This window comes from Myceligenerans pegani (assembly GCF_014892515.1).
In the GTDB taxonomy this organism is placed as follows: Bacteria; Actinomycetota; Actinomycetes; order Actinomycetales; family Cellulomonadaceae; genus Myceligenerans; species Myceligenerans pegani.
On sequence record NZ_JADBGR010000085.1, the window covers coordinates 1 to 23,152 of the forward strand.

The following is a 23,152-nucleotide window of genomic DNA, read 5'->3' on the forward strand; positions in this document are numbered from 1 at the left end:
CCGATGCTCCACAGCATCGGTGTCTCGAACGTGAGTTTTCCTCGCCACATCGTGCCGATCCAGTTGAAGAACTTCACGCCCGTCGGCACCGCGATCAGCATGGTGGTGAAAGCGAAGAAGGGCAGCAGGACCGCACCGGTGACATACATGTGGTGCGCCCACACCGTCATCGACAGGGCTGCGATGGCGATGGTCGCGTAGACCAGGCCCGTGTAGCCGAAGATCGGTTTACGAGAGAACACGGGAAGTATCTCGGACACGATGCCGAAGAAGGGAACTGCCATGATGTAGACCTCGGGGTGCCCGAAGAACCAGAACAGGTGCTGCCAGAGGATGGCCCCGCCGTTCTCCGGGTTGAACACCTGCGCCCCGAGCCGGCGGTCGGCACCCAGCGCGAACAGCGCCGCGGCCAGCGGCGGGAACGCCATAATGACCAGCAGGCTCGTGATCAGCGTGTTCCAGGTGAAGAGCGGCATCCGGAACATCGTCATGCCCGGCGCGCGCATCGTGATGATCGTGGTGATGAAGTTGACCGCACCCAGAATGGTCCCGAAGCCGCCCAGCGCCAGTCCGAAGACCCAGAGGTCGCCGCCGAGCCCGGGACTGTAGGAGACGGTCGACAACGGGGTGTAGGCGAACCAGCCGAACGAGGCGGCACCCTGCGGCGTGAGAAAGCCGGCCGATGCGATGAGTCCGCCGAACAGGAACAACCAGTAGGAGAACATGTTCAGCCGCGGGAACGCGACGTCGGGCGCACCGATCTGCAGCGGCATGATGACGTTCGCGAAGCCCGCGAACAGCGGGGTGGCGAACAGCAGCGCCATGATCGTGCCGTGCATGGTGAAGAGCTGGTTGTACTGCTCCTTGCTCTGCACCAGCTGGATTCCCGGTTCGAACAGCTCGGCGCGCATGGCCAGAGCCATGAGACCGCCGACACAGAACCACAGGAACGACGTGACCAGGTACATGTATCCGATCGTCTTGTGGTCCGTGGAGGTGATCCACGCGATGACGGTACGACCGAGCGTCCGGCCGCCGGACACGGGAGCCGCACCGGCCTCCTTCGTGGTGCGAGATGCAGTGGTGGTCATCTTCAGGCCGTCGCAGGGGTGATCATCGCTCACACGAACCGGTCGTCGTCGTCGAGAACGACATGGATCGCGGCTTCCTCGGCCGAGGCACCCGCTCCATCGATCCCGACGTCGGTTGCTCGTAGATCCGAGGACGGGTCCGTGCCGTCCTGTTCGGCCCAGACCAGGCGACCGGCCCTCAGCGTGCCGACCTGGTCGTCGATCAGCTCACCGTCCGTGTCGGACGCGTCTCCGAGGCCGTCGCCCAGGAAGACGTCCACCGGCTCGGAGACCTCCCGGGCAAGCCTCATCGCGAGCGGCTCGTGCCCGCCCACCTCCTCGGGCGTAAAGCCCCAGCCCCTCGCCAGAGGCTTGTCGAGCGGGGAGTATCCCGCCCCGTCCTCGCCTCCGCCGATCTCCTCGTCATCGAGGCTCTCGTCCTGCGGTAGCAATCCGAACACGTCCTGCTCGGTACCGTAGTCGTCGAGTCCATCGCTCATGACGCCCTACCTCCTCTGTCGTGGGCACGGCGACCCGAGGTGGGTCTCGATGTGCCGCTGGTTCCCGGCGCCCCGGACGATCGCCGGATCACGATTCGGAGCTCAGGAGCCACTTCTGCTTCTCCAGGTCCAGCGTGATGGCGTTGAGCAGATCGCCGGTCGGCGCATCGGTCTGGCCGACACGGCCGGCCGCTGCGCGAAGGCGCGTCGTGACGATCCCGATGAGGTCGGCCACCCAGGACAGCATGACGGGCACCGTGGTGCCTGTCGGGTGAGCGACAGGTGACACCGTCGCCATCCTTGTCGTCACCGCCTGCGGAGTCCCGTCGACACCGACCCCCAGGGCCCTGAGCCGCTCGGCGACCGAATCCGCCGCCGACGACGTGATCACGACGAGTTCGTCGAGAGCGAGGTGCGCCGACCGGAATCCCGGACCGCTGACGTTCCAGTGTGCGTTCTTCGCGTAGAGCACGAGCACGATGAGGTCGGCGACGACCGGCTGCAGAAGACCCGCGACGGACTCGGCTTGTGCTGTCGAGCTGGCCGGACCGTCCGGGTGATCCTGTGCCGCCAGATCCGCGATCATGGATCTCTCCTGTCGTCGTACGTCACCGATGTCCGGGTCGCAGATCCGTCGTGTGCCGGGCTGCGGTCCCCGCTGTGAGGCCGTCCGGACCTCCACGTGGTGGGTGTGGTCCGGCGGGCACATCTTTCGTACCGGGGCGTGTCCCAGAGCTCCGTGGGTCACTGGTACCGGCCGTCGAACCGTGCCCCGTCCCGCGTCCCGGTGAAGCTGAGGCCTACGGGCACACCGTCGTCGACGATCCAGCGGACGACGTAGGTCGCGCGATAGTCCGGCGGCCAGAACGACGAGAACCGTCCGTCCCCCAGGACCGACCAGGTTCCCTGCGTGGGCTTGCCGTCCTCCACGTACGTCGTTCGCTGCCCGTCCGTCGTGAACGTCTGCGTGGCGCCGTCGGCGAAGACGAGGACGCCACGAGTGAGCGCGGCGGGCAGGGCTTGTGCCGCCACGGGGTCGCCGTCGTGGACGGCGTGGTCCATCTGTCCCATCAGGTTCTCCTTCGTTGATCTGAGGTGACGCTCACCAGCTGCCGGAGCGCACCGCCGCGGGCTAGGGCTGAGCGGACGACCGGCCGGCCCGGGCGGTGGCGAGCCGTTCACCGACGACGGCCAGGACGACCTGCCACGACTTCTGGAACTGCGCGACACCGCTGGCAAGCAGGCCCGGCATCAGCTCGTCCTTCAGCTCGTCGAGCTCCGCCAGCGCTCTGATCTCCTCGGTCACATCGGTCGCCGTCGGACCGCCGCCCAGAGGCTGGGTGGGTGCCTGGGCGGCGGCGGTCAGGGTTGCCCGCGGCATCGTGCTGACCGTGCCGGGTAGCGCCAGTCCCGCGACGTACGTGGTCGGGTCGAGCTTCGGATCCTTGACCCCGGTCGATGCCCACAGGAGCCGTTGCGGGTTCGCGCCCGCCGCGACGAGCGCGCGCCAGGAGCTCGTTCCCATCGCCTCGGAGAAGGCCCGGTAGGCGTTGCGCGCATTCGCGAGCCCGGGCAGCACCGTGCCCGCCTCACCGGACGGCTGCCCGCCCGGGGGCCGCGCCGCTAGCGCGGCATCGACGCGCGAGACGAACAAGGAGGCCACCGAGTGGATGCCGGAGAGGTCGACGCCGGCCTCCATCGCTCGCTCGAGCCCGACAGCGTAGGCACCGAGGATGTCCAGATATCGTTCGACCGAGAAGATCAGGGTCGCGTTGATGCTGTACCCCTCGGCCGTCGCCGCGGCAACGGCGGACACGCCGGCGAGCGTGGCGGGAACCTTGACCATCAGGTTCGGCCGATCGACGAGCCACGCCAGGGCCCGGACCTCCGCCAGCGTCGCCTCGACATCGTCGGCGAACCGGGGGTCGACCTCGAGGGAGACCCATCCGTCATGGCCTCCGGACTCCTGATGGACGGTCCACAAGATGTCACAGGCATCACGTGCGTCCTGGGCGGCCAGAAGGCGGGCGGCCTCGTCGGGGCCCACTCCCCTCGCGGCGAGATCGTCGAGCCCGTCCTCGTAGGTCGCGGGCGCGCCGCACAACGACTTGGCGAAGAGCGTCGGGTTCGTCGTCACGCCCGACACGCCGAGGTCGTCGATGAGCGCTCGGAATGCCCCCGAGTGCAACTCGTCGCGCGTGACCCCGTCCAGCCAGGGGGAAACACCCTCGTCGCGGATCTGTCGGAGCAGGTTCCCGGGCATGTTCCGTCCTTCCGTGCAGGCGGGGAGTTCGGTGAACGGGGCTGGATTCCCCGCGAGACCCAGACCTGGAGCGCACGTCCTGAGCCCTGTTCGCCGTTAGTCGCTCGGGATCTGGACCTCTTACCCGTTCTGGTTGTGACGCGCATCCCGGAGGCACCCGCGCCTCGTCACGGTGTGTCCTCCTCGGTGCGGACGCCGGCTGTCCCGAACAGCGACAGGTACTCGCCGTAGCCCTGCTTCTCGAGCTCGGACACCGGGATGAAGCGCAGTGCGGCCGAGTTCATGCAATACCGCTCGCCCCCCGCGTGGGCGGGGCCGTCGTCGAACAGATGCCCGAGGTGGCTGTCGGCCCCGGCGGATCGCACCTCGGTGCGGATCATTCCGTGCGACCGGTCTGTCACCGACCGCACGGCGTCCGTGCTGATCGGCTTGGTGAAGCTCGGCCAGCCGGTGCCGCTGTCGTACTTGTCCGTCGAAGAAAACAGTGGTTGGCCGGAGACCACATCCACGTAGATTCCCGGCTCGTGGTTGTTCCAGTACTCGTTACGAAATGCGGGCTCGGTGCCGCCCTCCTGCGTGACGCGAAACTGGGCGTCCGTGAGACGGCTCAGCGCCTCCTGGGTCTTGTCGTATTCGTGTGACATGTTGTCTCCCGTCCTTCGTTTCCCGGGCACGCGGCCCGTAGGCGTTCGTTCAAGCGGAGCGTTCGGTCACCGCGGTGCGGAGAAACTTCATGACGGATTCCTCCGGGACCTCACACGGCCTGAGGACCGGACCCTCGGCGGTGATCCACACGTTCGCGCCGAGCTGTTCGCTGTCGCCGAGGCGTTCCGCGGTGATCGAGATGACCCTGCCCCCGGCGCGCGTCGTGCGCGTCACGCCCCACGTCTGCCCGTCCATCCGTGCACGGGACCACCCCTCGGGTAGCTTCCCGACCAGGATGTCGAGCTCTTGATCCGGAGATCGGCCCATCAGTTCCCCTCAGTTCTTCCCCTCAAAGACGCACCGGTCGGCTCACCTGCGCGGGACCATCCTCGTCCTCTGACCAACGGCTCCGCGCGGCGCTCCATTTCGACGTCAGTTGCGCCCGGCCATGACGCCCCCGTCGACGTTGAGGATCGCACCCGTGGTCCAGCTCGAGGCCGGCGAGAGAAGAAAGACGATCGCGGCTGCCAGGTCGTCGGGGGTGCCGACCCGGCCGAGCGGGTGCAGGCCGGCCATCTGCTGCAGCGTGGCTTCGCGCTGATCGGCGGGAAGCCAGTCGAAGTGGGGCGTATCGGTGACGGCTGGGGCCACCGCGTTGACACGGATGCCCTCACCGGCGAGTTCGATGGCCAGGTTGTGCGTGAGCGCGTGCAGGCCCGCCTTGGCCATGGAGAACGCCGACGACGGTGTCACGGCGAGGGCTTGGTGCGCCCACATGGCGCCGACGTTCACGATGGCGCCGCCCCGCCCGCCGGCGACCATGCCCTGGACGACGGTCTGGGTCAGGAAGAACGTCGCCCTGTTGAGGTCGTGGTAGGAGTCGTAGTCCGCGCCCTCGTGGTCGAGGAAGGTCTTGAGCCGGACGATTCCGGCCGAGTTGACGAGGAGGGTTGCGTCCGCGTGGTTCTCCGCCAGCTGCTTGCGAGCCTCGACGACGTGATCGCGGTCCGTCAGGTCGGCCGCGACCGACCACGCGTCGCCGGAGCGCTGAAGACCTGCCACGGCATCGTCGAGCTTCTGACCCGGGCGGCCGATGATCACGGCGCTGCCGCCCGCCGCGATCACGTTCTCCGCGGTCTTGCGACCGATGCCACTGCTGCCACCGATGACGACGACCTTACGACCTTCGAATCCCTCGTTCATGACAGTTGGTCCTTCCTCGTCGATCCCCTGCCGCACGGTTGGTCTCCCGCGGAGGCGCACGGCCGGATCCGTCGAACGTAGCCGCGGCATAACTGGTCGGTCAAGTCCACTTTGAAGCCCGGCAAAGGCCGCGCCCAGATGTGGCCCCGGCTCACCGGCTTCCCCGAGCATGCCGATCATTACCGCGATCCGGCATCGGTGCAGCATCTGGCAGCGACTCGGCCGCCGCGGTCCGCTCCAGCAAAGCTTGGGACTAGAAAGTCCACTCTTCTGCGGTGTATACCTGGACGACGACGTCGACCCGGAGGCACGAATGACCAGGCACGAGCACACGGCTGCCGATGCTCGGCGCATCAGCGGCGCGACGACGGACCGGTCCGGAAGCCCGGACGGGAGCCACGAGACCCACCACGACGGCCGCGTGGGCCATCCGGCGCACATGAATCCGGTGCGCACGAGCACCGACGCACGTGTCGGCGGCCGTGGCTACGGGGCCTCCGGCCACCACGGCAGTCCCGAACACGCGGACCAGCACAGCCACGCGGGTCACGACCCGAAGATGTTCCGGGACCGCGTCAACGACGCACCCGCGCTGGCTCGCGCCGACGTCGGGATTGCCATCGGAGCCGGCACGGACGTGGCGATCGAGACCGCCGGAATCGTCCTGGCATCGGATGATCCACGGGGCGTGGTCGCCGTCGCGGCACTGTCCAGGGCGAGCTACCGCAAGATGCAGCAGAATCTGTGGTGGGCGGCGGGATACAACGTGCTCGCCCTTCCGCTGGCCGCGGGCGTGCTCGCGTGGACCGGCTTCGTTCTGCCCTTGGCGGTCGGTGCGTTCCTGATGAGTTCGTCCACGATGATCGTGGCGATCAACGTCCAGTTTCTACGCCGCATCGACCTGCGTCCGGCCGCGATCTGACCCAGATCGATCCGCGCGGATGCCACTCACGACAGGAGCAAGCGAGATGACCGACGCCACTATCACCAACCGGCGCGCCGACAGTTCGGCCAACAAGGACCTGGCCGGGCTCGCCCGCCACGGCGCCGATGCGTTCGGCTACAAGGCCAGCTTGCGCATCGACCGCGGGCTTGCCGAGCTCCTGCGCCTGCGGGTGTCCCAGATCAACAACTGCGCCTACTGCCTCAATCTCCACTACGAGGCGGCGCGCGACGCCGGTATCCCTCGACCGGTGATCGACACTCTGACCGCCTGGTGGGAGACAGACTTCCACGACGCGGCGGCCAGTGCCGCTCTCGCCTACACCGAAGCACTCACTCGTGTCGCGGATGCGACCGTCGCCGGCGAATTCGATGCCCGCCACAACGCGCTCGCCGACCATTTCTCGCCGGAGGAGATCCTCGAGATCGTCGGGATCGTCATCAACATGAACGTCTGGACCCGGCTGAAGATGGCCGAAGGCGCCGCCCCGGGGGCAAACGACCATGGATGACCTGCACGTCGTCATCGAGCCCGACCGCATCGTCACGGCGACGCTGATCCTGCGGTCCTGGTCCGCCGAGGATGCCGAGGGAGCGTTCGAGATCTACGGGGACCCTGGAACGGCCCAGGCGATCGGCCTGCGACAGCCGGTGCGCGACATCACCGAGATGCGGGAACTGCTGGCGGACTGGGATCGGCGGTCGTCCCGGCGTCCTGTGCCACAGGGCATGTGGGCCGTCGAGTCGGCCGACGACGGCCGGGTCCTCGGCGGGGCGACACTGCTCCCGTTCGGTCCGCACGCTCCCCAGCTCGTCATGGGATGGCACCTGCGGCCCGCCGCCCGCGGTCACGGCGTGGCCGCACAGATCGGGCACGCTCTCGCACACCAGGCGTTCCTCGCCGACGACGTCGACGAGGTCTTCGTCGCGATACCGGCGCGGAACACCGCCGGCCTCGCCGTCGCCAAGCGGCTCGGAATGACGGCAGTCGACGACGTCGACTGGGCACACCATGGCGTCAGGCTGGAGGTGCTGCGGATGGGCCGGGCCGACCTCCACAACATCCGGCCAGGGATCTCGCTGGACCACTCCTACGACCCCGACGGGCTGGACGACTGGTGACCTCCCTCGTCGGCGAGTTCTCGCTGCGGAGCCCGGACTTCCGTCGCCTCGTGCGCCCGCCACATGTAGCCCCACAGGTACGACGTGGCATACGACCGATACGGCTGCCACGGTTCGCTCCGCCGCTCGGCAGCCTTCGGTGTGATCACGCCGTCCAGGTGATCGAGTGCGGTGATCGCTTTGCGCACAGCAAGGTCGCCGGACGGGAAGACGTCTGGTCTGCGCAGGTAGTGCAGCATGAACCGGTGCGCCGACGACGGGCCGATGCCGGGTACGGCCACGAGGCCGGCATGGATCTCCGCATCCGTCATGGTCGCGAGCTCGTCCGTGTCCAACCGCCCGTCATCCACGCGTTCGGCGAGGGCACGGATCGTCCGCGCCTTCTGGTGCGACAACCCGGCGTCGCGCAGGGCCTGCTCGTCGGCCGAGACGACGCGCGCGGCGGTGATGGTGCCACCGAATCGCGCGACAAGCCGGCCGTATATCGCCAAGCTGGATGCCCTGCTGAGTTGCCGCGAAACGACGGCGAAAGAGAGCCATTCGAGCGGACTGCCCACCGCGACGGGCAGGTGCGCGTCGTAGGCATCGATCGGTCCGGTCGACCGCACCCACCGGGCGAGTGAGTCGTCGAGCGAGCCCAAGTACTCGGCGGCTGCGCGCTGCTCCTTGGTCGCACGCTTCCCCGTGCGAGTCATGGTCACCCCATCAGGCTCGCAGAAGTGGACGACATAGTCCAGTAGGAGCTGACGCTCCGGAACGGATCAGAAGTTGATCATGTGACCAGCGATGCCCTCAACAGCTTCTTTCATCGCCTCCGACAGGGTCGGGTGGGCGAAGATGTTGCGGGCCACCTCGTCCGCCGTCAGGTCCCACTGCTGAGCCAGGGTCAAGGCCGGCAGCAGCTCGGTGACCTCCGGGCCGATCATGTGCGCGCCGAGCAACTCGTTGTAGGTCGCATCCGCGACGACCTTGACGAACCCGACTCCTTCCGCCATGCCTCGGGCCTTGCCGTTGGCCGAGAACGGGAACTGCGCGACCTTGACGTCGTATCCCTTCTCCTTCGCCTGGGCCTCGGAGTACCCGAACGATGCGATCTGCGGCTGGCAGAACGTCGCACGCGGAATCATGTCGACATTGATCTCCATGGTCTCCGCGCCGGCGATCGTCTCGGCGGCGACCACGCCCATCGCCTCGGCCGTGTGAGCGAGCATCAGCTTGCCGGTGCAGTCACCGATCGCATAGACGCCCTCGACGTTGGTGCGGCCCCGGGCGTCGACCGCGATCGCACCGCGGTCGGTGAGTGCGATCCCGGCGGTCTCCAGGCCGAAGCCCGTCGTGCGTGGCGTGAAGCCGAAGGCCGCGAGGAACGTGTCGGCCTCGATCACCCGCTCGTCGCCGCCCGCCGAGGGCGCCACCGTCACGCGCACGCCGTCGCCGGTGTCCTCGACACCTCTGACCGCCGTGGAGAGCAGTACGTTCACGCCCAGCTTCGTGTAGGCCCGGAGAAGCTCCTTGGACACGTCGCGGTCCTCGGTCGGCACCATCCGGTCCAGGAACTCCACGATGGTCACGTCGACGCCGAAGTTCTTGAGTACGTACGCGAACTCCACGCCGATCGCGCCCGAACCACCGATGACGATCGACGCCGGCAGGCGGTCGGTGAGGATCTGCTGCTCATAGGTGACCACGTTCTTCGAGAGCGTGACACCCGGAATCAGTCGCACCGTGGCGCCGACGGCGAGAATCAGGTTGTCGAAGGTGTGCGGCACGGTGCGAGACCCGTTGGACACCTCGATCGACCTGGGCCCGGTCAGGGTGCCCCAGCCGTCGATCTCGGTGATCCTGTTCTTCTTCATCAGGTAGTGCACGCCCTTGGCACTCGCGTCGGCGACGCGGCGACTGCGTCGGTGCGTGACGCCGTAGTCCATGGCCGCCTCACCCGTGATGCCGAACGTGTCCTTCTCACGGGTGATGATGTGCGCGATCTCGGCGTTGCGCAGCAGCGCCTTCGACGGAATGCAGCCGACGTTGAGGCAGACGCCGCCCCAGTACTTCTCCTCCACGACGGCGACCGACAGTCCGAGCTGTGCGGCGCGGATGGCGGCGACGTAACCGCCGGGCCCCGCGCCGAGGACGAGGACGTCGAAATGAGTCACGAGGCGGTCCTCAGGGGCGGACTCGGATGATCGTCTTTCCGTCGATCCGCTCTGTCGGGTTGAGAGCGGCGACCGCGTCGTCGAGCGACGCCACGCTGCCGATGTTCACGCGCAGCCGTCCGTCCCGGACCCGCTGGGCGATCTCGTTGAGCTGCGTGCGATCGGACTCGACGACGAAGTCGACCGCCAGGCCGTCGGCCGGCCGCGCCTCGGGCGGTCCGGCGATGGTCACCAGCATTCCTCCCGCCCGGACCAGACCGGCCGAGCGGCTCCCGATGTCTCCGCCGATGACGTCGAAGACGAGATCGACCCCGCCGACGTCCTCCAGCGTGTCGTTGTCGAGGTCGACGAACTCCTGCACACCGAGGTCGAGCGCCGCCTGACGGTCGGTGGCACGTCCGGTGCCGATGAGGTAGGCGCCGGCCTCGCGAGCGAGCTGGGTCACCATCGACCCGACCCCGCCGGCCGCGCCGTGCACGAGAACGGTGTGCCCGGCCTCGAAGCGGCCGTGGACGAACAGTCCCTGCCATGCGGTCAGGCCCGAGATGGGCAGGCTCGCGCCCACCGTGAAGTCGATATCGCCTGGTAGGGGCGCGAGATTGCGGGCCTCCACGGCCACGTACTCGGCGAGCGTGCCGTCGCGGGTCCAGTCCGTGAGCCCGAACACCCGCTGGCCGACCGACAGTCCCCTCGTGCCGTAGCCGAGCTCGCTGACGACGCCCGCCAGTTCGTGGCCGGGGATGGACGGAGTCCGGTCACGGCCGAGGCGGTCGGTCCATGTTCCCGGCCACGTCAGCTCCCCGCGCGTGAATCCTGACGCATGTACCTGGACGACGACGTCGTTCCCGGCCGGCTCCGGCTGCGGGCACTCGGCCAGCTCCATCCCGGCCGTTCCCGCGGTCTCGTCTCTCACCACGATCGCTTTCATCTGGCACCTCCTGTGTCCAGTGTGCTGTTGCCCGTCACCGCATCGGGGTTCACCAGAGTTAGCGACAGCGGACCGCGGATGTCTTACCTCCCGGCCGCGCGGAGATCCGGCGAGGGGTTCCCGCACCCGCGCGAGATCGTTGGTAAGACCGGTCGTTGGTAAGACCATACGAGGAATCGAGACTCAATGACATCGGCGCTGGGTCGCCCGGACACTCTGTGGTGCCACGTCGAGGAGAGGCAGATCATGACGACCATCGAACTCACGGACAGCAACTTCGACAGGGTCATCCAGGACAACGACATCGTGCTCGTCGACTTCTGGGCAAGGTGGTGCGGCCCGTGCCGACAGTTCGCTCCGGTCTTCGAGCAGTCGGCGAAGGACAATCCAGAAGTGGTCCACGGAAAGCTCGACACCGAGGCCGCCCAGCGGACCGCGGCGGCCGCAGCGATCACCGCGATCCCGACACTGATGGCATTCCGCCAGGGCGTCCTGGTGTTCAGTCAGGCGGGCGCCCTGCCGGCCCCGGCTCTCGCGCAGGTCGTCGATGCGGTCAAGAAGATCGACATGCGCGAGGTCCACGAGCACATCGCCGCTCACGACAACGATCCGGCGCGCGAGAACTGACCGGGCGAGACCAAGGAGGACGCATCATGACCAGTGGAATCGACGACACAGGACAGATCACTCGGACGCCGGGCACCGAGACGGCCGTCCTCGCCGGAGGGTGCTTCTGGGGCATGGAGGATCTCATCCGCCGGCAACCCGGGGTGCTCGACACGCGGGTCGGATACACCGGCGGCCGGAACGACCACGCGACCTACCGCAACCACCCCGGACACGCGGAAGCTGTCGAGATCGTCTTCGACCCGACGCGGACGAGCTACCGGGACATCCTGGCGTTCTTCTTCCAGATCCACGACCCGTCGACCCTCAACCGCCAGGGGAACGACATCGGAGCGAGCTACCGCTCGGCGATCTTTCCGCTCACCCCCGAGCAGGAGAAGATCGCCCGGGACACGATCGCCGACGTCGACGCCTCAGGCCTGTGGCCGGGCAAGGCCGTGACGACCATCGAGCCCGCCGGACCGTTCTGGGAGGCCGAACCTGAGCACCAGGACTACCTGATCACGTATCCGAACGGCTACACGTGCCACTTCCCGCGCCCGAACTGGGTGCTTCCCCGTCGCGACGCCAGGACTGCGTGACCTATGAACAACACCGGTGAAGAAGAACTCGGACACGGCGCGGACAAGCTTCGGGACGAGGTGACCGACGGAAGGTTCGAACTCGTCCGGAACGGCCTGGCGATGGCGTGGATGCGGTACGAACACCTGAGGCCGAACCGCTATGCCCTCCTGCACACGGAGGTCGACCAGGCCCATCGAGGGCAGGGCATCGGGCGCATCCTCGTCGAGGCCGTGCTGGACGAGATCCGATCCCGCCAGGGAACGGTCACGGCGATCTGCCCCTTCGTGGCGGACCATCTGGCCGGCAACGAGCGGTACGGCGATCTCGTCGATGCCAGGCATCCCGGCTTTCCGGACCGTGCCGCTGCCGAACGTGGGCGTGCGACGCCGTCGTGAGGTCGGTGCCGCACAGGTGACCCAGGGCGGGCCCAGCCGGACGCGAGCCGGCTGCGCCCGCCCGACGTCGTCCCGCTACCGGCTCGCCACGTCGAGGTCGCCCTTGCGCAGTCGGAAGACCTGCAGCCGCAGGTCGTAGTACTTCGTGGTCTCGCCGACCCACTCCATGCCGATCTCCCGCGCGGTCCTGATCCCGCGGTGGTTACCGGGGCGGACGACCGCGAACACCTCCTCCTCGTCGTGCTGGAACGCGTAGTGCGCGAGAGCGTGACCCGCCTCGGAGCCACGCCCCTGGCCCCAGGCCCTGGGCGCGAACTGGTAGCCGAGCTCGAGGTCCTCCCCCTCCGGGGGAAGGCCGAGGATCTGGCCCGAGCCGATGAGCTCCCCGCTGGAGAGATCCTCGATCGCCCAGCGGCCCGTGGGCCTGCCCGCCTTCTCGGCCGTCTCCTCCACCCACCGCGCGACCACGGTCCTCATCTTCTCGGCGTCCTCGATCCTGTGCATCGCAGGGGCCAGCCAGCGCGCGACGTCGGCTTCACCGTAGATGTCCAGCGCTCGACCGGCGTCGTCCACTCGCCAGGGCCGTAGTCGAAGGCGTGCCGTCTCGATCGTCGTACCGTTGATCGTGATCGAATGACTCATTTCTCCTCCTGGGTTGTGGTCAAGGCACCGCTGCTCGGCCGCCCGGGCACGCCGTCGGCGGTGGACCGGCCGTGACGCGACGCAAGCTGGACTATATAGTCCAGTTATGGGCCTCGGGCATGGCGTGGCACGGCGGATTCCGAGGGACGAGCCATGGCGCCACACCGCGCTCCCGTGTTCGGAGCGCAGCCCCGCGTATGGATCGCCGTGCGGGTGTCACTAACCATCATGGGCGTACCGGCAGGCGCCCCGACAGCGATTCTCCTGCCCGTCATTCGAAAGGACACCTCGTGACCGACCCGGGCGATACCCCAGACACTCCCCCGACAGATACTCCCCCGACCCCCGCCGGGCACCCCGACGGGCCCACCAGCCCGCACCGGGCCGGCCCGCTCGACGACGATCAGAAGGCCCTCATCGGCGAGGTCACCGGCGATCGCCACCGAGGCCCCGAGCTCACGATCGTCAAGGACGAACGGGCCGGCATCTACGACGCGCTCACCGGCGACCAGGAGATCGGTGGCCTGACCTACAACGACGCCGGGGATCGAGTCGTGCTCCTCGCGGTCTCGATCTTCCCGCAGTTCCGCAACCAGGGAGCCGCCACCGAACTCATTCACCGCGTGCTCGACGACATCCGTGCGCAGGGGAAGACCGCGACCATCCTGTGCCCCATCGTGCGGACCTTCATCGACAGGCATCCCGAGTACCGCGACGTCGTCGACCCCGAGCACCCCGGCGTGGTGAGGGTGGCAAGCCGGTGAGACCCCCTTCCGCGCAGGCCGGCGGCACGAGCTTCGAGTCCATCCGCGCCGCCGTCGTCGCGGATCCCGAGAACGCCTGGGCACGCGAACTGGGCTACTCCCCGCTCTACACCGCCGGCCCCCACGCCCGCGTCGCGGTCATCGGGCAGGCGCCCGGACGCCAGGCACAGGAGAGCGGACTCCCGTGGAACGACGCGAGCGGGACGAAGCTCTTCGAGTGGCTCGGCGTCACCGAGAACGAGTTCCGCGACCCGGAGCGCTTCGCCGTGCTGCCGATGGACTTCTACTACCCGGGCAAGGGCAGCACGGGCGACCTGCCGCCCCGCAAGTCGTTCGCCCCGCGTTGGCACCCCCCGGTGCTGGACCTGATGCCGCAGATCCGGCTGACCGTCCTGATCGGCAGCTACGCCCAGCAGTACTACCTCGCCGACCGGGCGAAACGGAACCTCACCGAGACCGTCCATGCCTTCCGTGAGTACCTGCCCGCAATCATCCCGGTCGCGCACCCCTCGCCCCTGAACTTCCGCTGGCAGGCTCGCAATCCGTGGTTCACCACCGACGTGCTTCCCGTACTCCGGGCACGGGTCGCCTCGGCCCTGGCGGAGTAGCCGGATCTCGTCGCAGAAGGAGAGCTGCACATGAAAGCGATCGTCGTCACGGATCGAACCGCGGGAACGTCGGGAATGAGGCTGGCGGAGAGGCCAGACCCGGACACGGCGAGACTCGCCGGCCTCGAGGGCGCGAACTACGGCGACGTCGTCGTCGAGGTTCATGCCTCGGGATTCACCGGGAACGAGCTGGAGTGGCCCTCGACGTGGATCGATCGCCTCGGCCGCGACCGGACGCCGTCGATCCCCGGCCACGAGGTGGCCGGTGTGGTCGCTTCCCTCAGCTACGGAGCGGCAGGGCTGTCGGTCGGCCAGCGGGTCTTCGGCCTGACCGACTGGACCCGCGACGGCACGCTGGCGGAGTACGTCGTGGTCGAGGCGCGCAACCTTGCGCCGCTCCCGGCCACGGTCGACTTCACGACCGGCGCCGGTGCCGCGATGGCGGGCCTGACGGCGTGGCAGGCGCTGTTCGAGCACGGTCACCTCCTCGCCGGGCAGAGCGTCCTCGTGCACGGCGCGGCCGGGGTGGTCGGTTCGATGGCGACGCAGCTCGCACGGCAACACGGCGCCTATGTCATCGGCACAGGACGCGCCGCCCATCGCCGGGCGGCGCTCGGCTTCGGCGCACAGGAGTTCGTCGACCTCGACAACGACACGCTGGAGGATGCCGGCGGAGTCGATCTGGTTCTCGACGTCCTCGGAGGCGCCCTCGGACACCGATCCGCCCGTCTGGTCCGGGCCGGGGGAACCCTCGTGAGTGTCGTCGGCAGCCCCGAGGCGCGGCCGGCAGGCGGCCGGGCGGTCGACTTCGTGGTCGTGCCCGAGCGCGCGCAACTCGGCGAGATCGCCCGGCGGCTGCAGCACGGTCAGCTGCGGACGAACATCGGGCAGGTCGCCTCGCTCGACGACGCCGTCGCGGCCTTCAACCCGACCGAGCGGATCGCGGGGAAGACGATCATCCGCGCTCGCCCGTGAGAAACGAAAGACGGCGGGCCACGGCCGAAGGAGGAGCGGAGCAGCGGTTCGCCGATCAGGCCCGCGGCGCGCGCAGTTCGAGGGTGTCCAGGCCCGCGAGGCTGAGAACGAGGCGGTCACCGGCCTCGACGACCACGGCGAGCACGTGGTTGCAGCGCACGCAGCGGGCCACGAGTCCAGGAGCGTCGGGGTAGACCATCGCTTCCGCGACGGGGGCCGTGTTCCCGCAGTTGCCGCATCGGGCCCGCGCCGCGGTCACATCGGCCGTGAACACTTCGGAGAGCACGCCCGCGAGCGCGTTTCCGTCGAGGTGGCGTGGCATCAGAGTCCTCCGAAGCGTTCGGTGAGTACGTCCGTGGCGGAGTGGCCGAGGTCGACCAGCCAGGGCGTGATGGTCTCGACGAATCCCGTGGAACCGCAGACGTAGATGTGCGGTCGTTGCGACGCCGGGATCGTGCGGGCCGCCAGTGTTTCCCTGGTGAGGCGGCCGATCGGGTCGGGCCAGTCGTGCGGTGCCTCGCGCGTGTAGACGAGGTCGAGGCCGAACGTGGGCCCGGTCAGGGCGGCGAGTTCATCGGCGAAGAAGACCTCGGCGGGCGTGCGGACGGAGTAGAGCAGCTGGAGATGGGCGGGGTCGCCGGCGGCATCGTGCGCGAGAGCGATCGCGTAGAGCGGGACGACGCCGGAGCCGCCGGCGATGAGCTGGACGGGCCGGTCGCTCCGGCCCGGAAGCCAGGTGAAGTACGACCCGAGCGGGCCGTGGATCTCGAGCTGGTCGCCCGGCCGGGCGTCCTGGACCAGGAAGGGTGAGACCTCGCCGTCCGGTAGCTCGTCGATCGCGAGGACCACGTTGCCGGCCGGTGTCGAGGACGCGACCGAGTAGGACCGGCTGGCCTGGTAGCCGTCCGGGGCGGTGAGACGCACGTCGAGGTGTGTTCCGGGTTCGCTCCCGGGCCAGGTCGGTGCGGCCAGGGTCAGGCGGACGGCGTGGGGCGTCTCCGCGAGCTTCTCGACGATCGTCGCCGTGTGCCATGCCGTGCGTGCTCGGGGCTGGTCGGGCATCGCGGCCGTGTGCAGGGCGTTCACCGGTACCGCTGCTCCTGCCACGGGTCGCCGTGGATGTGGTAGCCGTACCGTTCCCAGAACCCGGGGTCGTTGCCGGGCATCATCGTCAGGCCCCGGATCCATTTGGCGCTCTTCCAGAAGTACAGGTGCGGGACCAGCAGACGGGCCGGCCCGCCGTGCTCGGGATGCAAGGGGCGGCCTTCGGCCTCGATGGCGATCCAGGCCTTGCCGCCCAGCAGGTCCTCGAGCGGCAGGTTCGTCGTGTATCCGCCGTGGGAGTGCGCCATGACGTACTGGTGCCGGGATCCGACGTGCTCGAACAGCTTGTCCAGGCTCACACCACGCCAGGCCATGCCGAGCTTGGACCAGTGGGTGACGCAGTGGATGTCGACCGTGATGTCCTCGACTCCGAGCGCGATGAGCTCGTCCCAGTTCCACCGGTGATCGGTGCCGGTTTCGTCCTGGATCGTGAGCTCCCAGTCCGCCGTATCCACGACCGGCGTCGGCCCGGCGCTGAGGACGGGCCACTTCTCGACCAGTGTCTGGCCGGGCGGCAGGCGGGTTTCAGGCTGGCGTCTGCGGCCGGAAAAGCCGCGGGTTGTGAACGACATATGGCCTCCAATCTGACGTTGTGGCGGGCTCGGTGCCCCGGTTCGGGTCGGTTCCCCGGACATCGGTGGTCCACGGGCACGAGAGGCGTGACGCCGTCCGGGTCGGAGCGCCTCGTGGCCGCCGAGTGTCGGTCGGGTGAGTGTCAGTCGAGGTGAAGCCCCTCCCGGAGCGATGCCACGAGGCCGGCGAGTTCTTCGCGGCAGTCGCCACACGATTCCAGGTGAGCGGCGACTCCCGGGACGCCCACGGCAGGAGACCCGCCCCTGACGCACAGCTCCGCATAGACGTCCATCTCCTCTCTGCACCTGGCGCAGCCGGGATCGTTCGGGTCGGTCCGCAGGAACAGGTCCAGCCTCGCCCAGTACCCATCACCCGATGTTCCTTGGCTGTGCTGCACTCTTCCCCCAGGCCAACCTCAAGCATGTCCCCGCCTGTCGATATCCGCGAGACCTGGAACCGTTGCCCCGCAGTGCGATCTTCCTGTGTCCGTGGATTCAGTACGTGAGACGACGGAGCCCGGAGAGGTCTTACGTCGCGCAGCAGGAGACGGTTCGACGGCCGCCACCGATAGGCCTGACAGAAGTGGACCATCAAGACCGAGAACATGCGTCGTAGGCTTGGAACTGCCGTGTTGTCTGGACTATATAGTCCGGTCTACCGTGTGGCGACGTCCTCGAACCACGAGGGGGCGCGCACAACACGGCGGGCGCCGGCCTCCCCTGGGCCGGCGGAGGTCAGAGGGGTGGGACGCGATGGACGATCTCCAGATCGCTCACGAGAATCGCAGGTGGCTGTGCAGCCTCGGCGCAACCGGATCGGTTCGCGAGACCGCCTGCGAGGAGCTCTACTCGCTCCTGCTGCGCGTGGCGAGGAGCGAGGCGGCACGACGCGCCTCGTCCTTGCACATGTCCGGCCCGGAGCTGGAGGACATCGCCCACCAGGCCGCGAGCGACGCGCTCATGGCGATCAGCCAGCGGCTGGACCGCTTCCGAGGCGAGTCCAGGTTCACGACGTGGGCATGCAAGTTCGTCATCTTCGACGTCGCCACGAAGATGAACCGGCACCCCTGGCGGCGTCACGACGTGCCGTACGAACAGGAGGACTGGTCACGGCTGGCCACCAGGTTCCAGGTGGCCCCCGAGGACGAGGTGCAGGCCTCCGAGTTCGTCGAAACGGTGTCGACCGCCGTCGAGGAGTGCCTCTCGGAGCGGCAGCGCACCGTCTTCGTCGCGACCGTGGTGAACGACGTCCCGATGGAGACCCTGGCCGAGGAGCTCGGCTCGACGAGGAACGCGCTGTACAAGGTCCTGTTCGACGCCCGCAAGAAGCTTCGCGCAGCCCTGGTCACCGCAGGCTACCTTCCCGAGATCCACCCTGCCCGGCGTGCCCCACAGAGCCCCGCTCAGCACCTCCCGGCATCGTCCGCCAACTTGAACTGGACTAAATCGTCCCGTTAAGCTTCGGGCGAATACCACCGGCCGCCGGCGGACCGGTGCTCTCACGAGGGGACGAACGCAGCGGTGAGAAGCGGGGGTGCTAGCGCTGAGTCCACGCGAGCGGACGGCGCGAGAGCCGACGGCGATGTCGCTGAACAGTTTCGGGCGGTCCTCGACGCCGAGGAGCACTGGCTGGCGAAGGTTTCCTGCGCCGGCGACCTCGCGCACTGGCGGATGCGTGTCGTCCGTGAGGTGATGGATCGCCGATCTCCTTATGCGCTGGCGCTACGACGTGGTCAGGGATCCTGCCGGCAGGGCGAGTTCCTGAGGTGCTGGCAGGTGCTGATTGCCCGGACGCTCGAACGTGTGGGGCTACGGCAGGCCGACCGGAGCCCTGGCGCGCGCTCGCCGACTGGAGCGGTGACCGAGGACTCGGAGAACCTGGCGGTCGCGATCCTGGCGGCTCTGCACGGCGGCGCCACTCTGAGCTGGCTGGCGGATGACAGGGATTCCCTCGAAGCCGCGCTCGATATCGCGCTGGCTCCCGTGATGGTGCTCCAGCGACCGGATGCTCCGCGCGGGCGACGCTCCGACTAGCGCCAATTCCGGACGAGTCCGGCGGCCGGTGCCGGCCCGTGGTGGACGTGCGGGCCACCTGCCTGGCGGCCAGGGCGTGGGCCGTGGTCCCGTTGCGGAAGGTGCCCGCGGTTCGGGCGCCACCTCGGGAACGGGTCCCCACTGCATCAGTACGATGTCGCTGTGAACGAGAACTCGGACGAAAGCCCGGCGGTCCGGCTGACCGCACGCGGGGTGAGAACGAGGGCACGGATCGTCACCGCGGCCGCGGAGCTGATGTACGTGCAGGGAATCGGTGGGACCACCCTGGACGATGTCATCGTCGCGAGCGGCGCGAGCAAGTCTCAGTTCTATCGCCACTTCGACGACAAGCACGCCCTGGTCCGGGCCGTTGTCGCACAGGTCGGGGAAGACACCATCATCCGAGAGACCAACATGCTCGGAAACGTCTCGACCCTGGCCGGGCTGCGGCGCTGGCGAGACGCCCTGGTCAAGGCCAACGCGCTGCGTCACGGCATGTACGGCTGCCCGCTGGGGTCGCTGGCGAACGAGGTGTCCGACCACGACGCCTTGGCGCGGAGCATGCTCGAGGAGTTGTTCGGCACCTGGCAGCGCCTGCTCAACGAGGCTCTCGACCGCATGAAGGACACGGGCGTCCTGGCCGAGTCGGCCGACACCACTCGCCTGGCCGTGGGATTCCTCGCCTCCCTCCAAGGCGGCTATCTCCTCGCCCAGACCGCCCGGGACGTCGAACCGATGGCCACGGCGATCGACGTGGCGCTTTCCCACCTGGAGAGCCTGACCGTGCAGAGCCGCGCCGCGTCATAGGCGCCTCAGGCCCACCCGACCCCCTCGGCCAGCCCTCCGACGGCGCGTGCGCAGTGCGGGCCGCCGTGTGCCGTCAGGGCACCTCGAAAGTGACCGTCCGGACCGGGTTGTCGAACTCCGTGGTTCGCAGCGACACCTGGACCTCCGATTCGCCCGTGGTCGGCAGCACGACGTCGGCTGCGTAGACGCCGGGTGCGAGGGAGGCGACCTCCACCGTCCCGAGGTCGACCTCGTCGGTCGCCGGGCTGAGCTGGGAGCCTCGTACCCCCGGTGGGTTGCTGAGCCGAGATCTCCTAGAGAGGTCTCCGAGGCGCCCGAGACTTCGCAAAGAGGGCCGGGTATAACTTTCCGCTTCTGTCGTAAGAGGGGCGTGTCATTGCTCAAGTCGTATTCTTCGGGCACCGAAGCTCGCCCGAGGTGCGCAGGGCCTCGACGATGGCCTTGCGGGCACTGAACGTCGTCATGCCGGAGATCTCACCGAACAAGGCCTCGCCGGCGCCGCCCTCGATCCAGGCGGGCACCTCGCGGGTGATGCGGCCGTCGCGGTTGATGATCGAGCGGGTTGGCAGCTTCAGCTCGCGCCACCACTGCACGTCGGTCAGGTCACCGAAGGTGCAGCACATCGCGATGCCTGCGCCCTTGTCCGGCTCGGCGGCGTGGTGCGCGAGGACCGGGACCTCCACGCCGAACAGCGGCGAGGTCACGGTGGTGCCGAACAAATGCTGGTACCGCTCGTCGTCGGGGTGCGCGATCAGCGCGACGACGGCAGGGATCAGCTCCGGGCGCGTGGTCTCGATGTAGACGGGCTCGCCGCCGGCCCGGTGGAAGCCGACCTTGTGGAAGTGGCCGGGGTAGTCCCGGGCCTCCAGCTCGGCCTGGGCGACAGCTGTCTGGAACGTGACGTCCCACAAGCCCGGCGCCTCGGCCTGGTAGGCCTCGCCGCGCTGCAGGTTACGCACGAACGCACGCTGCGCGGTGGCGCGAGAGGCGTCGTCGATGGTCTGGTAGGTCAGCGACCAGTCGACCGACAGACCAAGACGGCGCCAGAGTGCCTCGAACTGCTTCTCGTCGTCCGCCGTGAGACGCTCACACAGCTCGATGAAATTGCGGCGGCTGACCGGGACCTGGTCGGCGGCCTTGACACTCTTGCCGTCAGCGCCCTGACGGGGCGGCTCGAACCCCTCGACGTAGGGCAGCGAGAGATCGACGCGCACGCCGTAGTAGTTCTGGACGCGGCGCTCGGTCGGGAGACCGTTGTCGTCCCAGCCCATGGGATAGAAGACCTCGCAGCCCCGCATGCGCTTGAAGCGCGCCACGATGTCCGTGGCCGTGTAGCCGAACACGTGCCCCACATGCAGGGAGCCCGAAACAGTCGGCGGCGGCGTGTCGATCGAGAAGATCTCCTCGCGAGTCTTGGTGCGGTCGAACGCGAAGGTCCGCTCAACACGCCAGCGCTCGTCGAACTTGGCCTCCAGACCATCCAGGCTGACCTTGTCCGGCACCTCCTTGACCACCGCGCGTACGACCCCTGTCCCGGCTACCGCAGCGGGCGCAGGGCTCCGTGTTGTGTCGGGTGCAGGCACGGCCGGGTCCGTCGGCCCGGAGGAGGCGGGAATACTCATGCGCATAGTGTTCCAGGTCACGGCCGCCTCAACCCAGCAGCGGCCGGGAGGTCCGTGCCGATCAGCCCATCGGTGCACCCTTGGAGCGGCGGGACGTAGTCGACCGCGATCAGACGGCCCGGCTCGACGACTGTCCAGGGACGCGAAGGCGCTGTTCGACGTCGACCTCGACGTGGACCGCGTGAGGCTGCTGGTCCGGCGGGCGGTTCCGGCGTCGGGCTCGGTCGTGGTCCGGGTGACCGACTACGACCCGGAGTTGAACCTCGGGCATCCCGAGACCGCGACCCAGCCGCGCATCCTGGTCACCACGCGGCCTGCCTGCCCGCTTACCTCGGCACCGCTCGACGTGCACACGTGCGTGTACGAGCGTGACCTGCCGCAGGTGACGTCGACCGGCTTGTTCGCCACGATCGCTCACCGCCGCACCGCCCGGCTCGCCGGGCACGACGACGTCCTGTTCACCGCCCACGACGGACTCGTCTCCGAAGGCGCCACCTGGAACATCGGCCTCTTCGACCGCACCGACATCATCTGGCCCGACGCACCCGTCCTGCCAGGCCTCACGATGGAACTCCTGCGCGCCGCCAACCCCAGCCACTACCGGACGATCCGCATCGAGGAGGTCCCGAGCTTCCCGGCCGCGTTCGCGACGAACGCCGCGGTCGGAGTACGCGCCATCGCTCGCATCGACGACCACGACTTCGACGACGAACACCCCATCATCGCCACCCTGCGCGAGAACTACCTGAAGATCACACCGCAGCCCGTGTGACCACTCCCCCGGGCTGCCGGACATGCCCAGCCTTGCAGGCGGCACGCTCCCCACGCCCCGGCGTGCAGTCCGTCGCACGCGTCAAGCTCGATCTCGGCTGCTAGCCAGGACCGACCAGAGCCACACTCCCGTGCAACGGCCGATCCAGCTGGCGGGCCGACGCGGCAGGTCGACTTCTCGTCACCACGAACGCATGGCACACTTTTTCGCGGTGGGCGATCGGGCGGTGTCAGGGGCCGTCCCGGAGCTACCGTGCGGGTTCTTCGGCGCCCGCGACGGCCACCGTGCTCGAAACGTGCTCGACTCCGAGCACGGGGCCGGGAGGCCCCGACGGCGGAACGGGAGCGCCCGCGATGCGGTGGCCCACGGCGGTCAGGCGGTGGAGGATCAGGGCGACGTCGTCGTCCTCGTCGCCGTCCAGCTCGTCCCCGCACTTGACGCAGACCCTGCGGCCGTCCACGCGGCCGGTGCGGTGGTCGAAGGCGGCGTACACCATCAACGCCAGCGCGGGCGCGGCGAGCGCGCGGACGACGGTGGCGCGGCCGGCCTCGTCCAGCTCCAGCTGCTCGACCAGCCGGTCACCGTCCTTCGCCCGCGCCCCCGGCCCGTACCGGGCGAGGTGCTCGGCCAGGTGCTCGGTGCACATGAGGTACCCCGGCTCGGCGGGATGCTCGGCCTCTCCCCACAGGCAACGCTCGACGTCGCCCGGCCCGTGTGCCTGGCAGGCCCGGCAGGTCCACCAGCCCTCGTCGTCGACCGGTTGCCGGTTGACGACGTTGTGGGCACCGCACCGCGGGCACTCGGTGATCTCACTCATGACGCACTCGCCCCCTGTTC

Annotated in this window: 29 protein-coding genes and 2 pseudogenes; 13 read left to right on the plus strand and 18 right to left on the minus strand. The window is 68.6% G+C overall.

Features of this window, described 5'->3' with window-relative positions; translation table 11 throughout:
- From IIE03_RS12485 to IIE03_RS12520, 8 genes are all read right to left on the minus strand, one after another.
- Nucleotides 1-1,091: cytochrome c oxidase subunit I (locus IIE03_RS12485; protein WP_192863098.1), on the minus strand; the 1,091-nt coding region annotated here is incomplete at its 3' end.
- 29 nt (nt 1,092-1,120) lie between these two features.
- Nucleotides 1,121-1,570, minus strand: coding sequence for a DUF5709 domain-containing protein (locus IIE03_RS12490; RefSeq protein ID WP_192863099.1), 450 nt, complete (start codon nt 1,568-1,570; stop codon nt 1,121-1,123).
- A gap of 88 nt (nt 1,571-1,658) precedes the next feature.
- On the minus strand, nt 1,659-2,156 hold the full coding sequence (locus IIE03_RS12495; protein WP_192863100.1) for a Dps family protein: 498 nt from the start codon (nt 2,154-2,156) through the stop codon (nt 1,659-1,661).
- 158 nt (nt 2,157-2,314) lie between these two features.
- Nucleotides 2,315-2,641, minus strand: a complete 327-nt coding sequence (locus IIE03_RS12500) for a hypothetical protein (RefSeq protein WP_192863101.1) — start codon at nt 2,639-2,641, stop codon at nt 2,315-2,317.
- A gap of 61 nt (nt 2,642-2,702) precedes the next feature.
- Nucleotides 2,703-3,833, minus strand: coding sequence for a transaldolase (gene tal, locus IIE03_RS12505; protein WP_192863102.1), 1,131 nt, complete (start codon nt 3,831-3,833; stop codon nt 2,703-2,705).
- Between the two features lie 167 nt (nt 3,834-4,000).
- Nucleotides 4,001-4,477, minus strand: a complete 477-nt coding sequence (msrB, locus tag IIE03_RS12510) for a peptide-methionine (R)-S-oxide reductase MsrB (protein ID WP_192863103.1) — start codon at nt 4,475-4,477, stop codon at nt 4,001-4,003.
- A 49-nt stretch (nt 4,478-4,526) separates the two neighbouring features.
- Nucleotides 4,527-4,733, minus strand: coding sequence for a peptide methionine sulfoxide reductase (locus tag IIE03_RS12515; RefSeq protein WP_225997693.1), 207 nt, complete (start codon nt 4,731-4,733; stop codon nt 4,527-4,529).
- 177 nt (nt 4,734-4,910) lie between these two features.
- Nucleotides 4,911-5,681, minus strand: a complete 771-nt coding sequence (locus IIE03_RS12520; RefSeq protein WP_192863105.1) for an SDR family NAD(P)-dependent oxidoreductase — start codon at nt 5,679-5,681, stop codon at nt 4,911-4,913.
- A 565-nt stretch (nt 5,682-6,246) separates the two neighbouring features.
- Here IIE03_RS12520 and IIE03_RS12525 point away from each other — a divergent pair.
- From IIE03_RS12525 to IIE03_RS12535, 3 genes and pseudogenes are all read left to right on the plus strand, one after another.
- A pseudogene (locus IIE03_RS12525) lies at nt 6,247-6,603 on the plus strand (heavy metal translocating P-type ATPase); the annotation flags it as partial.
- Between the two features lie 46 nt (nt 6,604-6,649).
- On the plus strand, nt 6,650-7,135 hold the full coding sequence (locus IIE03_RS12530) for a carboxymuconolactone decarboxylase family protein (protein ID WP_192863106.1): 486 nt from the start codon (nt 6,650-6,652) through the stop codon (nt 7,133-7,135).
- A complete protein-coding gene (locus tag IIE03_RS12535) occupies nt 7,128-7,745 on the plus strand; it encodes a GNAT family N-acetyltransferase (RefSeq protein ID WP_192863107.1) in 618 nt (205 codons plus the stop codon). The genes IIE03_RS12530 and IIE03_RS12535 overlap by 8 nt, the downstream gene beginning before the upstream one ends.
- On the opposite strand, the gene IIE03_RS12540 is transcribed toward IIE03_RS12535, so the two are convergent.
- The 3 genes from IIE03_RS12540 to IIE03_RS12550 all read right to left on the minus strand — a co-directional run bounded on the left by IIE03_RS12540 (nt 7,715) and on the right by IIE03_RS12550 (nt 10,829).
- Nucleotides 7,715-8,440: a DNA-3-methyladenine glycosylase family protein gene (locus IIE03_RS12540; protein WP_225997696.1), complete on the minus strand. Its 726-nt coding sequence runs from the start codon at nt 8,438-8,440 to the stop codon at nt 7,715-7,717. The genes IIE03_RS12535 and IIE03_RS12540 overlap by 31 nt on opposite strands.
- Nucleotides 8,441-8,506: 66 nt before the next feature.
- The gene (gene lpdA, locus IIE03_RS12545) at nt 8,507-9,901 is read right to left on the minus strand and encodes a dihydrolipoyl dehydrogenase (RefSeq protein WP_192863109.1); all 1,395 of its coding nucleotides are present in this window, start codon (nt 9,899-9,901) and stop codon (nt 8,507-8,509) included.
- Between the two features lie 10 nt (nt 9,902-9,911).
- Entirely contained in the window at nt 9,912-10,829 is a 918-nt protein-coding gene (locus IIE03_RS12550) for an NADP-dependent oxidoreductase (RefSeq protein WP_192863110.1), read from the minus strand.
- Between the two features lie 246 nt (nt 10,830-11,075).
- Between IIE03_RS12550 and trxA the strand changes: the two genes are divergently transcribed.
- From trxA to IIE03_RS12565, 3 genes are read left to right on the plus strand one after another with little or no spacing between them, the layout of a single operon-like run.
- Nucleotides 11,076-11,456, plus strand: a complete 381-nt coding sequence (trxA, locus tag IIE03_RS12555) for a thioredoxin (RefSeq protein WP_192863111.1) — start codon at nt 11,076-11,078, stop codon at nt 11,454-11,456.
- Nucleotides 11,457-11,482: 26 nt separating this feature from the next.
- Nucleotides 11,483-12,037 (plus strand): peptide-methionine (S)-S-oxide reductase MsrA, encoded by a 555-nt coding sequence (gene msrA / locus IIE03_RS12560; protein WP_192863112.1) that lies wholly within the window; start codon nt 11,483-11,485, stop codon nt 12,035-12,037.
- Nucleotides 12,038-12,040: 3 nt separating this feature from the next.
- Nucleotides 12,041-12,415 (plus strand): GNAT family N-acetyltransferase, encoded by a 375-nt coding sequence (locus tag IIE03_RS12565; protein ID WP_192863113.1) that lies wholly within the window; start codon nt 12,041-12,043, stop codon nt 12,413-12,415.
- 75 nt (nt 12,416-12,490) lie between these two features.
- Here the strand turns inward: IIE03_RS12565 and IIE03_RS12570 are convergent, their stop codons facing one another.
- A complete protein-coding gene (locus IIE03_RS12570) occupies nt 12,491-13,057 on the minus strand; it encodes a GNAT family N-acetyltransferase (RefSeq protein WP_192863114.1) in 567 nt (188 codons plus the stop codon).
- 290 nt (nt 13,058-13,347) lie between these two features.
- On the opposite strand from IIE03_RS12570, the gene IIE03_RS12575 reads away from it, so the two are divergent.
- Genes IIE03_RS12575 through IIE03_RS12585 form a run of 3 tightly spaced genes read left to right on the plus strand, consistent with a single transcriptional unit; the run spans nt 13,348 to nt 15,404 of the window.
- Nucleotides 13,348-13,821: a GNAT family N-acetyltransferase gene (locus IIE03_RS12575; protein WP_192863115.1), complete on the plus strand. Its 474-nt coding sequence runs from the start codon at nt 13,348-13,350 to the stop codon at nt 13,819-13,821.
- The gene (locus tag IIE03_RS12580; protein WP_192863116.1) at nt 13,818-14,429 is read left to right on the plus strand and encodes a uracil-DNA glycosylase family protein; all 612 of its coding nucleotides are present in this window, start codon (nt 13,818-13,820) and stop codon (nt 14,427-14,429) included. Before IIE03_RS12575 ends, IIE03_RS12580 begins: the two co-directional genes overlap by 4 nt.
- 30 nt (nt 14,430-14,459) lie before the next feature.
- Nucleotides 14,460-15,404 (plus strand): NADP-dependent oxidoreductase, encoded by a 945-nt coding sequence (locus IIE03_RS12585; protein WP_192863117.1) that lies wholly within the window; start codon nt 14,460-14,462, stop codon nt 15,402-15,404.
- Between the two features lie 55 nt (nt 15,405-15,459).
- On the opposite strand, the gene IIE03_RS12590 is transcribed toward IIE03_RS12585, so the two are convergent.
- The 3 genes from IIE03_RS12590 to IIE03_RS12600 are packed head-to-tail and all read right to left on the minus strand — an operon-like array spanning nt 15,460 to nt 17,080.
- A complete protein-coding gene (locus tag IIE03_RS12590) occupies nt 15,460-15,726 on the minus strand; it encodes a DUF6510 family protein (protein WP_192863118.1) in 267 nt (88 codons plus the stop codon).
- Nucleotides 15,726-16,490, minus strand: coding sequence for an FAD-binding oxidoreductase (locus IIE03_RS12595; protein ID WP_318842958.1), 765 nt, complete (start codon nt 16,488-16,490; stop codon nt 15,726-15,728). Before IIE03_RS12595 ends, IIE03_RS12590 begins: the two co-directional genes overlap by 1 nt.
- Nucleotides 16,487-17,080 carry a molybdopterin-dependent oxidoreductase gene (locus tag IIE03_RS12600; protein ID WP_192863119.1) on the minus strand — a complete coding sequence of 198 codons (594 nt, stop codon included), beginning with the start codon at nt 17,078-17,080 and terminating at the stop codon, nt 16,487-16,489. The genes IIE03_RS12595 and IIE03_RS12600 overlap by 4 nt, the downstream gene beginning before the upstream one ends.
- Nucleotides 17,081-17,833: 753 nt before the next feature.
- Here IIE03_RS12600 and IIE03_RS12605 point away from each other — a divergent pair.
- The 3 genes from IIE03_RS12605 to IIE03_RS12615 all read left to right on the plus strand — a co-directional run bounded on the left by IIE03_RS12605 (nt 17,834) and on the right by IIE03_RS12615 (nt 19,921).
- Complete coding sequence (locus IIE03_RS12605; protein ID WP_192863120.1) at nt 17,834-18,538, plus strand: sigma-70 family RNA polymerase sigma factor; 705 nt, start codon at nt 17,834-17,836, stop codon at nt 18,536-18,538.
- Nucleotides 18,539-18,601: 63 nt separating this feature from the next.
- Nucleotides 18,602-19,114, plus strand: coding sequence for a hypothetical protein (locus IIE03_RS12610; protein WP_192863121.1), 513 nt, complete (start codon nt 18,602-18,604; stop codon nt 19,112-19,114).
- A gap of 162 nt (nt 19,115-19,276) precedes the next feature.
- A complete protein-coding gene (locus IIE03_RS12615) occupies nt 19,277-19,921 on the plus strand; it encodes a TetR/AcrR family transcriptional regulator (RefSeq protein WP_192863122.1) in 645 nt (214 codons plus the stop codon).
- Between the two features lie 73 nt (nt 19,922-19,994).
- Here IIE03_RS12615 and IIE03_RS12620 read toward each other — a convergent pair whose 3' ends face one another.
- Both IIE03_RS12620 and IIE03_RS12625 read right to left on the minus strand, forming a co-directional pair.
- Entirely contained in the window at nt 19,995-20,249 is a 255-nt protein-coding gene (locus tag IIE03_RS12620) for a hypothetical protein (RefSeq protein ID WP_192863123.1), read from the minus strand.
- A gap of 76 nt (nt 20,250-20,325) precedes the next feature.
- Nucleotides 20,326-21,543, minus strand: a pseudogene (locus tag IIE03_RS12625) (class I tRNA ligase family protein); the annotation flags it as partial.
- Between IIE03_RS12625 and IIE03_RS12630 the strand changes: the two are divergent.
- Nucleotides 21,542-22,315 (plus strand): aminotransferase class IV, encoded by a 774-nt coding sequence (locus IIE03_RS12630; protein WP_192863124.1) that lies wholly within the window; start codon nt 21,542-21,544, stop codon nt 22,313-22,315. The pseudogene IIE03_RS12625 and the gene IIE03_RS12630 overlap by 2 nt on opposite strands.
- A gap of 247 nt (nt 22,316-22,562) precedes the next feature.
- On the opposite strand, the gene IIE03_RS12635 is transcribed toward IIE03_RS12630, so the two are convergent.
- Nucleotides 22,563-23,152 (minus strand): hypothetical protein (locus IIE03_RS12635; protein ID WP_225997695.1); only part of this gene is annotated, 590 nt, incomplete at its 5' end.